Raw genomic sequence first — 12,905 nt, forward strand, 5'->3', positions numbered from 1 at the left:
TTGCATAAAACAACGATAGAATATAGAAGCGCTACATGAAAAAAGATCAAATTTCTGCTTCTGATAAACATCTTATCATTCGTCTTCTGCGAGAAAATTTTCACAAGCATGCATATTGGTACAGTGCAGCTATTTTTTCAATGATCATTATTTCCTGCACAACTGCTACCAGCGCATGGATTATGCGTGATGTTGTTAACTCTATCATTGATGCACAAAACTTTGATATGATTGTTTTGATTTCCAGTATCATTGCTTTCATTTTTATTCTCAAAGGAATTGCCACTTTTGCCCAAACTTACTTTTTAAGCAAAGCTGGAAACAGTATCGTTGCTGAACAACAGCGAAAAATTTACGAACGTCTTATGGAACAGGGGATTTCTTTTTATCATAATAACACTTCCTCAGATCTGCTTGTCCGCGTAACTCACAATGCTACGGCAGTGCGTAATATCATTGACACAATTATCACAACCTTTGTGCGCGATCTGCTTTCTGTGAGTGGCTTATTACTTGTTATGTTTATTCAAAACTTTACGTTAATCGCTATTACTTTAATAGTAGGACCACTGGCTTTTTTAGGGGTTCGAATGGCTTTAAAACGTGTTCGCAAACTTGCGGAAAAAGAACTGCTTTCTTTGGGTGAAATCATCAAAATTATACAAGAAAGTTCTGTTGGTATTCGCATTATCAAAGCTTTTTCATTAGAAGAGCTTATGAAAAAACGTATGGATAAAGCTATTCGCAATGTTGAAAAACAAGCAAATACTATTGCAACACTTCAAGCTATCACAAATCCTATTATGGAAACACTTGCTGGTGTTTCCATTGCTGGGATAATTTGTTTTTCTGGTTATCTTGCAACACAACGTTCCGGTGTTCAAGGTGAATTCATGTCTTTCATTGTTGCTTTGCTTCTCGCTTATGAACCTGCAAAAAGATTAGCCAATGTGCGTGTTAAAATTGAAGCTGGCTTGGTTAATATTCGTACAATGTTTGAAATTCTCGACCGTCCTCTTACGATTATAGAACATGAAGAAGCTAAAGATTTAGAGGAAAAACAAGGATCTATCCGTTTTGAGAATGTCTCTTTTGCATATAAAGATGATAACATGGTATTGCAAAGTATCAATCTCGAAATAGAGCCTAAAAGAATGACAGCATTAGTGGGGCCGTCTGGTTCAGGAAAATCTACCCTTATTAATCTTATTATGCGCCTTTATGACCCCACAAAGGGACGTATATTCATTAATGATCAAGATATCCGCTATGCTACATTTCGCTCTCTTAGAAAGCTCATATCTTATGTGGGACAGGATACTTTTCTTTTTCAAGGAACTGTTAAATATAATATTGGGCTTGGAAAATCAGGAGCTAACGACGATGACATTATCAAAGCAGCAAAAACAGCGAATGCCCACGATTTTATTATGGATCTCCCCAATGGCTATGACACACAGATAGGAGATAATGGCTGTAATCTTTCAGGTGGACAAAAACAACGACTCGCTATCGCTAGGGCAATGCTTCACGATAGCGAAATCTTAATTCTTGATGAAGCAACAAGTGCATTAGATTCACATACTGAGGTACAAATTAATGAAGCACTTCATCAACTTACAAAAGGGCGTACGACTATCGTTATTGCTCATCGTCTTTCAACCATTGCTCGTGCTCATAAAATTGTTGTCATACAAAATGGTCAACTGATTGAACAAGGAACTCAAGAAGAATTACTCACCCAAAAAAATGGTTTTTTTAAAAAACTTCATAATCTCCAATTCAAAAAACATACATCCTCGTTTTTAGATACTTGAGTAAAATTTAAGCTAACAAAATAAACGAGTAGCTATATTCGCTTACAAGGAATTTGCAAATAACTATGGAAAACTATTCCATGATACAGCAAAAAAAGGAAAGATTATAATTCATTACTGTTTATATTGAATGAGATCCTCGATAAGATTTTCTCATTATTTGTGTATAGTGAATTTAATAGAATCTTTCGTTTTTACTTCACAAATGAGAGTCACATGTGGGTAAAATTGACAGGGTACTGACAATCCCCTTATGAATAATCTCAATACAACAGCTGCAACGCCACCTTAAACTGGCAAACAGAATAATGGTGGTTGGCTAGGTACTTTCGTGAGTATAAAGATGGCGCTGCCCGATGGCTTTACCATTATACTATTCACGAGCTCTATTGTGAAATAGACTTGAGGGCATGAAGAAGTATCTTTAAAGTAGGAAGGATAGCGGCGTTTAATAGATTTTTCTTTCTCCACTTATAGAAGCACTTTGAAATGCATTCAATCCAATCCATAAAACGTGATAATACACTACCCTTCGTGGAAAGAGCACCCTATGAGAGAATGCGACGATTTAAAACAAATACGTTAAACTTATCTTCTCAAAACTTGATAAAAAATTTTCCTTTTATGAAATTTTCAATTTATATGGTAATACTCTGTAACTTAGAAAATTAAAAGAGCATAAAATCTAAAACCCCGAAACTCTACTCTTTAATAGTCTCTTTCATAAAATAAACCAATACTAGAGTTCTTTTCATTCCCTACGGCACCCTTGGCTTTGAGATGGCGCGAAACATCTAAATTAATCGTTCCCTTTGTTGCACCATCTGACCCCGCTTCAAAACCTAAATAAATATTGTTGTGTATATAGCGTCCAATACGTAAACCCGTATTCCCTTTTTCATCAATAATAACATCAAGATCATCAAGACCAATTTTATCTCTTAGAGTATTCAATAAAGATGTATTAGCACCTGCAAGATCTGCAGCCGCGGCTGCAAGCTGAGCAACCTGAAATGGTGATAACTCACTCAGAGAGCGATTAAAAATCAAACGTGCAAAAATCTCATCCTGTGGCAAATTTGGTTGTGAAGAAAAATTCACATCAATATTATCAATTGTTCCACTTACAGTGACGGTGACGCGAATATCACCGCTGTTATGGTTTGTCACAAAATAAACCGTAGGATTAAGATTACCACTAAAACTCGCTTTTCCCTGATCAAAATTAAGACGCTGTGAAAGAATATCAAAACGTCCACGAATCATCTGAAACTCACCAACTGGGTGAACATCATTCAAAGGACCTGCTATGTTAATACGTCCTCCCAGTTCAGCATCTAATCCTCGGCCACGTACAAAAAACTGATTGCGCGCCGTAATACGCATATTGGATAACACAACGGACGAAGATTTTTTATAAACACCACGATGTATATCAATATTCTGAACATCGGCGCGCTTTAGCGTTTTCTGAATTGGTGTGGTTAAATTCTTATTTTTAATATCGAGAAACTTTGCATTTTGAAAATGATCTGGAACCAAAATTTCAGCTTTTTCAACAGTCATATCACCACCAATAACAAGATTATCTAAAAAATTACCTGTCATTGTCATATTTCCTGACAATGTAGCAATAATCATAGAACCATCATTATAATTGGCGTGGTCAAAATTAAAGACTAAATCTGGCTGTAGATCACTCGTGATACGACCTGAAGCAGAAATCAACCCTCCTTCAGATGAAGAAGCTGAGGCTTGTTCTATAAGAATATGATCGCCATTGAGTTTGCCTTTAATTGCCACATTGTTCAACCCTATGTTTGTTTTTGAATCAAAAAAGCTACCATTGATGATAGAAAGATGCCCTATTAATTGTGGCTGAGATAATACACCTTTTAGCGTCGTATCAATGGTTGCTGTGCCCGTTATATGCGCACCCCGCTTCGCTAAGAATGGATCAATAAAAGCAACAGGGACTGTTCCTTTAACACTTAAGTTGACCTCCGAACCATTCAAGGAAACAGGTCCATTTATGGAAAGATCTAAACCTTTATCTCCTGTCGCCACCATATGCTTAATATGAAAAATTGATTTTCTGTAAGAACCACGAGCATCCATATTTATCGACATAGGCCCTTTATGAGTCATCGCGGTTAAGTTCCGACTAGAAAGCTCAAAATGAGCAGATGGATCCTTTATTGTCCCGCCAATACCGGCCTTACCTACAATCGATCCACTAAGAGCTTTTCCTTCAATAAAGCCATTCACCAAACGTATAGGTACATCTTGCAAATTAACATGGAAATCAAGCTTATTTTGATCTAAGGACATATGCCCTTGTGCTTGTGCTTGGACCTCTTCTCCCGTTAAATTTGCATTCAAAGTAAGGTTTTGGTTTACTGTTTTACCCGCAATCGTTAACGTAAAGGGCATTATTTTTTTATTTTGAAAAGCACCGGTTGTCAGTTCCTCACCTTTTATATCATAGGTTATATCAGGCTTTTGAAAACTCCCCCGAACCATAACTTGCCCATTCAAGGTACCAGTTGCCTCAAGATCAGATTTCCATAAATTGACTAAAGCAGCGGGTAATGCATTCACTGTAAGGTGCAAATTAAGGGTCTCTTGAACATTTCCTGCAAGTGTAATTGTACCTCCATTAATTGCAATCCCCAATCCATTAACTGTTATTCCATCTTTATCAAAAGTGATCGTAGCTGATTTGGGTAATGTCGCGTGAAAATTTTGCCGTTTAATATCTATGGTTTCAATCTGCACTTCGCGTTTTATACCTTCTGGAACTCCTACTGCGATCATATGGCCAGAAAGGTGTGCATTTGTATTGTTAGGTAACATTGCTTGAACAGTAAAAATTGTTGTTCCATTTTTTTCATTCGCATGGGCATCTAGATGATTAACCATCATAAAAGGCGTTTGTATATGCTCTGCGTTGATAAAGCCATCAAACTGAGTTATACCAAAAAGATCCAATATATTCGCTTCTACTGCTAACTTTTTTATTTTATTTTTTGCAAAGTTTAAACGGTCAACATGCGCTTTTAGATTAACTTTCTGTCTGCCATTTTGTTCGTCAAAAATAAAATCTCCTTTTACTTTTCCACTACCTTCCTGCAAAAATAATGCAGAAAGCATGGAGATATCGTCAGCATCAATATGCAAAGCCCCTTTAAAAAAACCTTTTATTTGAGAAAGATTACCGGTTAGTTTTGTACTTCCCGCTTTCATATTGATATTTTCAAATTTTCTAATCTGATGAGAATCTTTAAAAGAAGCCGATAAATATAATGGCTTTTTAGCAAAACTCCCTTCACCCTTTATAGAACCTGTTAAAGAAGGTACTGGCAATGTATTATTCACCAGTGTTTTCATTGTAAGCGTTGTATTTTCAAGTTTCTTTCCGGCTAAAAATGCTTCCGCAATATTGGCGCGTGTATTAAGATTTATAAAGCTATTGTGCCCTCTCGCCGTACTTTTGATTGTAAGCGCACCACTTATTCTCGGATCTAATCTAGCAAGATCAAATATTTGCGTATAAAAATCCATTTTAGCTCTATCGCCTGAAAAATACCCATCAGCCTTTATATTTGCGTATTGACTTTTCAAATTTAAACGACGGAAAATCCAGCTAGTTCTATCATAAGCTGCTCCACCTGAAAGGGTAAAGTTTCCTTTGAAAAAACGATCGAATGGCTCTATACCTATCGCCATATTGTTAGCGTCCCCTGATAATTCAAGATCAAAAACTCTATTCATTAAGCCAATCGTTCCTTTGGCTTTAATATCTGCACGACCAAGGAGTTTTTGTCTACTCAACAGATTAAAAGGAGCAAGTGTTTGAGTTTTTAAACCAAGATCACCTTTAAAAACAAAATGGTCCATTTTTCCTTTTAACCAAGCAGAAAAGCCCTGACCAGTGACACTAAAATCATGAATTAAAGTTGGTTTTTTCGAAAAAATATCCGTATCCAGATGCACATGAACCGTTTTGCCTAAATATTCTCCTAATGCTCCAGCCCCCTTTTCAATCCCTCGAAGCGTTCCTTTAACCTGAAAACCAACATGACGAGAGGCTACATTATCAAGATTTTCACTTACTCCCCCCATATCAAAAACTGCATCACGAATATAAATACTTTTATTTTTCACATGATGTAAAACAAGTTGTCCATTCCACGACTGTTTGCCTTCGCGACCATAATCAATATTTAAAGTAAGATTCTTAGCCAATAGGGGCATTTCTGACGTTGGTAAACGTTCACTTCCACTTTTCTCATCAAGGACTATTTTTCCATCAACAAAAAGCCGCCGCAGAAATCCATCAGCGGTTACTTCTGCATTCGTTATAATATTCATTTCTTGACTCTGAAGCGCCATACGATCAAGGTGTGTTACACCTTCTTTTGTTCTTCTTGCTTCTACTTTTAGCGTTACATCAGATTCAAAAAGATTACGATATTGAGAAGGTATTATAGGACCCAGCGTACCCACAAGTTTTGTAGATAAACTATGTCCTTCTGTAACAGCTGCAAGAATAACATTACCATCTAAAATAGGGTGGTGATCAGCTTCCAAATAAAGCTTGATAACCAAATCATCAAAAGTACCATTACCCTTAATGGCAAGATTTAATGCAGGATGTTTTTCAATGTTAAAAATATTTGCCAAAATGCCATTTTTCGGCTCATTAGAAGAAATATCAACTTTAACCGTACGGTTGCTAGTGGATAGCTTTGTTAAAACAGAAAAAGATCCCTGTGCATCTAAACGATGAGCGGCTACATCAACATCAATGTCATTATTGTCTAAGGTTAGGCAGCCTTTTAAAGACACATCAGCAGAAAAACCAAGAAGACCCTCTTCAAACATTGCATGCTTAACTGTAAGCGTATCAATAGAAATGGCAAGAGGCAATTTTGGCAAAGAAAACTTACGCGTCTCAAGAGAAGACATAAGGGAAGAACTCCCTTGTGGTTTGCGCAAAAACGTAACCTGTTCTACAGAAAGCTGGTTAACACTCACGCGCCCTCTCAACAAAGATAAGCGGTTCCAATCCATTTTGGCATCGGTCATCTTCAGCCAAACACCCTTTTTGTCACTCACAGTAATAGCATCAATAGACATTTGAGAAGACAACGCCCCTTGTACATTATGTAAACGAACTTGGCGACCAGGCTTTGAAAGTTTGCGTTCAATCAAAGAAACAATCCATGAATGGTTATAAACATTCATTTGGTTAGAAGATGAACTGCTTCGCTGCACACAAACAAAAGTGCTTACCAAAAGAAATAAAAACCCGAATAAGAAAGCTGATAAACGCACTTTTTTTTCCTTAAAATGCTTGCCCTATACCCACATAAAACCCCATACGAGGATCACCTTTCTCCCGTTTAAGAGGAAAAGCTAAATCAACGCGTAAAGGTCCAAGACCTGTCATATAACGACCTCCAATACCTGCCCCCCATTTAACTTTTTGAGAAAAATCAAAATTTTCTTTTCCCCCTACCAAACCACCATCCAGAAAACTGACGAGCCCTATTTTATTGTTTAAAGAAAAGCGTAACTCTGCTGTTCCCTCAACAAGTGTCCGTCCCCCAACAATAGCATCATTGTCTGTTTTGATACCAATATTTCGGTACGCATAACCACGAACAGACCCGCCACCACCAGCAAAAAAGAGCGTATCTGAAGGAACTTGTGCTGAATGACTCCCAAGAATTGTGCCAAGCTTTGTTCGCGCCGCAAAAACAAAGCGATCCTTTTCGTCAAACGCCCAATAAGAACGACCTTCCATAGTCAATTTTGCGACAAAGTTATTAGAGCGCACTTCATAAAAAGGTTCAACATTTACTTCAGCATACAAACCTTTTGTCGCATTAAACCTATTATTACGACTATCGTAAATTAAACTACTCGGAAACCCAATTGTCGTAAAATGACGTCTCCCAAAATAGATATCACGTGAATAACCGTTAGAAGCTTCCACAGCAACCTGCCCCGATAGATTATCACTAAAAACATGCGTTATACCAAAGTTTCCTTTGATAGCCTTTGTCGTATAATTATCTAAAACATCTTGCTGTATCTTCAGCTCTGTCCTGAAATTGGTATCGGGGGTGAATACACCAGGCTTTATAAATGTGCCACCGAAAAGATAATCAAAATTTTTCAGATGATACGATTCCTTCTTATTGCTTCCAATACCGCTTACTTTTGCCTCAATTTTAAGATGTTCGGCGTGACCAAAAAGATTATTATGCATCCAATAAGCTTCAAAACCAGCACCATCTAAGGTCGAATAGCGGCCACCTGCACCAAAACGACGGGGTTTACGTTCCTGTAAAACAAGTGTAAGCGGTAAACTCCCATCGGGGTTAATTTGATCAGCCTCACGGATACTCACTGCATGAAAAACATCAAGTCGTGCAAGCCGTTCACTCGCTTTTGCTAACGCATCAGAATCGTACTTTTGACCTGGCTTTAATCCTGTCATCCACGCAATATAAGCTGAATCTACACGTGGTTTCTTACTAACATTACGCACAGTTAAAGGACCGTAATAAGCGACTTGTCCAGGATCAACAGAAACTTTTGCATCAATAAAACGTGTAGCATGATCAGCAACAACTTCGCTCTTTTTAACTTTAGCTTTCGCATAACCTTGTTGACGCCATCCTTCAATTGCCCATTTTTCCGCTTTTAGAATGTTTTCAGATTTAGCAACAGTACCAACCTTATATCCTAATGATTCAATCGTGGGTATTTTATTGGTTTTATGTTTTACAAATGGAGCAACTTTATCAATACTTGCGACACTAAAAACATATTTTGGACCAGCATCAACTGTAATCACAATACTGGATTGTGCTGGAAGTTGAGTCACCGGACTTAAGTCAGCAACTTCTAAACCGTTAATCTTTATACTAATAATACCACCATAACGTCCATCAGCATAAAGAGCAGAAAGAATTGCTCGATAATCTGAACGTGCTTTTGCTAACAAACCGGAAGAACTAAATGCTTTATCTTTATCTGCCAGAAGAGAAGATACCGACTTGACTATTTTCATACCCTCCGGTGGTGCACCTAATGGTACCACGACATCAACTTTATAAAATTTTTCTGTGCCATGCACACCATGTAAAGAAGAATTTGTTTTCTTTTTACCAAAAATAGGAATGCCAAACAATTCAAATGCTGAAAGTGGTTGAGAAGAAATACAGACGAAACATAAGCCTATCAATATACTGCGCACAGTTCCTGATTTTAAAAAAACGCCCGTTTGGTATACCATAAAACCAGATACCCTCAATACAGCTTACATCTATTTATACTATAAATAACATTGAACAAGAAAGATAAATATGCCTATTATCAATACTTAACATATTTGATTACATCAAATAATAATCTCTTCTTATAATACATAACCCCTCGCCCTCTTATACTCATAAAACTCTGCCCCCCATGCAACACAAACGGCCTTTCTCTTTCTTTTCTAACATACTCATTTAGCTCATTATAAATACTTTATTGAACCACATATAATCATGGTTAAATTTGTGCAAATAACTCTCCATGAGAGAACTATAAACATCGCGTATGTATATAGATCTCTCTCTCCAAAAAACCATAGAAACACTTCTTGTTGATTTTTATGTGCAGATATGATTTTCTCTTTAAAATAAAAGGGGGGAATAAACAAATGATCGCGCGTATTACAACTGTTGCTTTTCGCGGTCTAGAAGCGGTTCCTGTCGATGTACAGGTTATGATTTCCCCTGGTAAAATAGGAATAGCGATTGTTGGATTAGCCGATAAAGCAATTGCAGAAAGTCGTGAACGTGTTCAGGCCGCTCTTCATGCTTGTGGGCTTTCTATGCCTAGTAAGCGCGTTACTATTAACCTTGCACCAGCTGATTTACCTAAAGAAGGATCACATTATGATTTGCCAATTGCCGTAGGCTTAATGCTTACCATGGGCATTCTTCCTCCCGAAGTCGCACAAGAATATGTCATTTTAGGTGAATTATCATTGGATGGTTCTATTACAGCTGTCAATGGTGTCCTACCAGCTGCAATGACAGCTTTATCACTCGATAAAGGTCTTATTTGTCCTCACCCATGCGGACCTGAAGCAGCATGGGCAAACACGGAAATGAATATTCTTGCCCCTGAAACGCTCCTCACTATGGTCAATCATTTTAAAGGAACCCAGATTCAAAGGCGTCCAGAACCACGCCAATATACTATTCAAACTGAACTTCCAGATCTTTGCGAAATTAAAGGGCAAAAAACGGCTAAACGTGCATTAGAAGTTTGTGCCGCTGGACGGCATAACCTTTTGTTTGTTGGTCCCCCTGGAGCAGGTAAATCTATGCTCGCTCAGCGCTTGCCCTCCATTCTACCACCTCTTGATAGCCGTGAACTTTTAGATGTTTCTTTGATTGCTTCTATCACTGGCGAAACAGTCCATAATACCATTTCACTCCATTGTCCTTTTCGCGCCCCGCACCATTCCGCTTCCATGGCCGCAATGATCGGTGGTGGGCTTAAGGCGCGACCAGGTGAAGTCTCTCTTGCCCATAATGGTGTTTTATTTCTCGATGAATTGCCTGAATTTTCTCCACAGGTCCTTGACTCTCTGCGTCAACCTTTAGAAAGTGGAGAATGTGTTATCGCCCGTGCAAATCATCATATCAGCTATCCTGCCCGCATCCAGCTCATTGCCGCTATGAATCCTTGTCGATGTGGTATGGCAGGAGAAAAAGGTTATGTTTGTGCGAAAGGAATACGCTGTCAAATTGATTATCAATCCCGCATTTCTGGCCCACTGCTTGATCGAATTGACTTACGAATTGATGTCCCTGCTTTAACAGCTATGGATCTTATGCAATCAGAACAATCAGAAAAAAGTTGCGATGTTGCAAAACGCGTCGCACGGTGTCGTGATATTCAAACAAAACGCTTTAAAGAATTGGGCTTTGACCATATTCGCACCAATGGTGATTGTCCCGCTAAAATCATTGAAGAAATTGCCATTCCTGACACAAACGCTGCTAAACTCTTACGCGATGTGAGTGAAAAGATGCATCTTTCTGCTCGCGCCTATCATCGTATTCTCAAAGTTGCACGCACTATTGCTGATCTCGACGAAGCAGACAACCTTGCTCGCCATCACATCGCAGAAGCTATTTCCTATAGACTGGGTACGGAAAGGTTAAAAGCTCCTGCCTAAGAAGTTACTTATCAATAAAACCCTATGGGAAAATAACGCAGATAAAGCTCTTCAAGCTTACCATCCTCTTCTAAAGATTTCAGAGCATAATTGAGTATACCGATTAATTTTTCGTTCTTTTTTGCAACAGCAAGCCGCATTCCTTGCCCCAATAACTGTGGAGCCATATATGCTCCTCCAATAAAATGGCAGCAATCAGCAGATTTTGGATCATTTAACCACAGAGATAAAGCAAACCCATCATCAAAAATGAGATCCACTTTATGATCCTCTAGGGCTTTATAGAGCTCTGCTCTATCTTTAAACCCTTGCCATTTGGCTTCAGGAAAGTAACTATGAAATAGCTTTTCGTGAACACTTTTAAGCAACACCCCACTGCTTAAATAGGTAAGTTTATCGCTTATTGATTCATCGAGATTCACAAGTTGCGATACAACAAATTGAGAAGCAACAAATCGAGCAGGAAAACGCAAATAAGACTTCGTAAAAACAAGATCTTGGTGTGTTTTAATGGTTTCTTTTAAACCCGCAATAATAACCTCTGCATTACCATCCTTAACATGATTTACAAGCTCTTCCCAAGGAACAACCTCTACCTCACAGAGATTGTTAAGGTTTAGTTTTGAGCAAATAGCACGTAATAAATCAATATGATAGCCTGCAAGATGCCCTGTTTGGTCAAGAAAATTAAAAGGAGGAAAATCAAACGTTGTTACAAAACGCAAACGCGTTATACCAGTTACATCCGGTTGTACCAAATATTTATGCGAATGAAAAAAAGAAGGCAATTTTTCAACGGCTCTAGCTTCTGAGAAAGCAGAAAATAGAACCCCATATACTAAAGGCAAGATGCTCATAAGAAAATTAAATCTATTTATAAGTTTCCTTATCTTCAAACTCTCCCCCCATTTTTCAAAGTTAAAATACGCTTATTGGTTAGAATATCTAACGCACTTAACTGAAATATCTGCTGCTTTAATCAATAAAATTTCTCAAAACCGTCAAAAAATTTAACAGCTTTTCTACAATCTTCGATTATATACATTAGAAATTTAAGAAAGTGTGTTCCCCCTCATATAAACGCGTAAAGGAAGCTGTTTGTAAAAACAAGCAACTTCTTTAGCAAGATATGTATCTAATTCTCTGTCACTGTTAAGTTCATTTCTTCTTCTTGATACCCATGTCTTATGTTTTTCTTTCAGGAAAATATAAAATTCTATTCTTTTGAAAAATGTGTGCGGATTTTTCTTCTATGCGCGATAAAAGTTATAGGTTTTTGACCTTGTCTAACAATTTCATTAAACTTTAAAGAATTGAACCCGGGTAAGTTTTAGCGAATTTGCATATATAAAAACACAAGAAAACACTGATATCTTAACTCTAAGGAAAAATTCAAACAATGCTGCTCATGTTATAAAACATGAATCATGGATAGACATGCGCATCGTATAGATATTTTTCTGTCATTCATATTAAATGAAAGTCCCGCATATTATGGGATTCCCCAATTCCAGATCTGTTTATCTTGAATCAAAAATTCTTGCACATCATCAAATGAAATTGTCGTATAGATAAAAACTGTACAAAAAAGAAATAAAAATACTTCTCATGAAGTATCTCAATTCAGGAACAGTTGTAAAATCCAAAAGCTTGTAAATACAATGAGTAAGTGCTTATACCTTCGCAAGTGTAAAGATGGTAGTGCTCAATGAATTTACCATCGCACACCCTATAAGGATAAATTTCCTCAAACGCATTTTTCCTTTTCTGTATATCTAAAATGCCGCTTAACAGCACCATAAGAGTTTTATATGTAAAAATCATTCTATTTG

5 protein-coding genes are annotated in these 12,905 nt (G+C 37.5%); 2 read left to right on the forward strand and 3 right to left on the reverse strand.

Annotation, left to right across the window (positions count from 1 at the left end):
- The first annotated feature begins 35 nt into the window (after positions 1 to 35).
- A complete protein-coding gene (locus ABID23_RS00460) occupies positions 36 to 1,817 on the forward strand; it encodes an ABC transporter ATP-binding protein (protein WP_354188234.1) in 1,782 nt (593 codons plus the stop codon).
- A gap of 708 nt (positions 1,818 to 2,525) precedes the next feature.
- On the opposite strand, the gene ABID23_RS00465 is transcribed toward ABID23_RS00460, so the two are convergent.
- Entirely contained in the window at positions 2,526 to 7,157 is a 4,632-nt protein-coding gene (locus ABID23_RS00465; protein ID WP_354188236.1) for a translocation/assembly module TamB domain-containing protein, read from the reverse strand.
- A gap of 10 nt (positions 7,158 to 7,167) precedes the next feature.
- Positions 7,168 to 9,129, reverse strand: coding sequence for an autotransporter assembly complex protein TamA (locus ABID23_RS00470; RefSeq protein WP_354188238.1), 1,962 nt, complete (start codon positions 9,127 to 9,129; stop codon positions 7,168 to 7,170).
- A gap of 411 nt (positions 9,130 to 9,540) precedes the next feature.
- On the opposite strand from ABID23_RS00470, the gene ABID23_RS00475 reads away from it, so the two are divergent.
- The gene (locus tag ABID23_RS00475; protein WP_354188240.1) at positions 9,541 to 11,073 is read left to right on the forward strand and encodes a YifB family Mg chelatase-like AAA ATPase; all 1,533 of its coding nucleotides are present in this window, start codon (positions 9,541 to 9,543) and stop codon (positions 11,071 to 11,073) included.
- 11 nt (positions 11,074 to 11,084) lie between these two features.
- Here ABID23_RS00475 and ABID23_RS00480 read toward each other — a convergent pair whose 3' ends face one another.
- Positions 11,085 to 11,969, reverse strand: a complete 885-nt coding sequence (locus tag ABID23_RS00480; RefSeq protein WP_354188242.1) for an ABC transporter substrate-binding protein — start codon at positions 11,967 to 11,969, stop codon at positions 11,085 to 11,087.
- Between the last annotated feature and the right edge of the window lie 936 nt (positions 11,970 to 12,905).

Origin of the sequence: Bartonella silvatica (assembly GCF_040545155.1) — a bacterium.
In the GTDB taxonomy this organism is placed as follows: Bacteria; Pseudomonadota; Alphaproteobacteria; order Rhizobiales; family Rhizobiaceae; genus Bartonella; species Bartonella silvatica.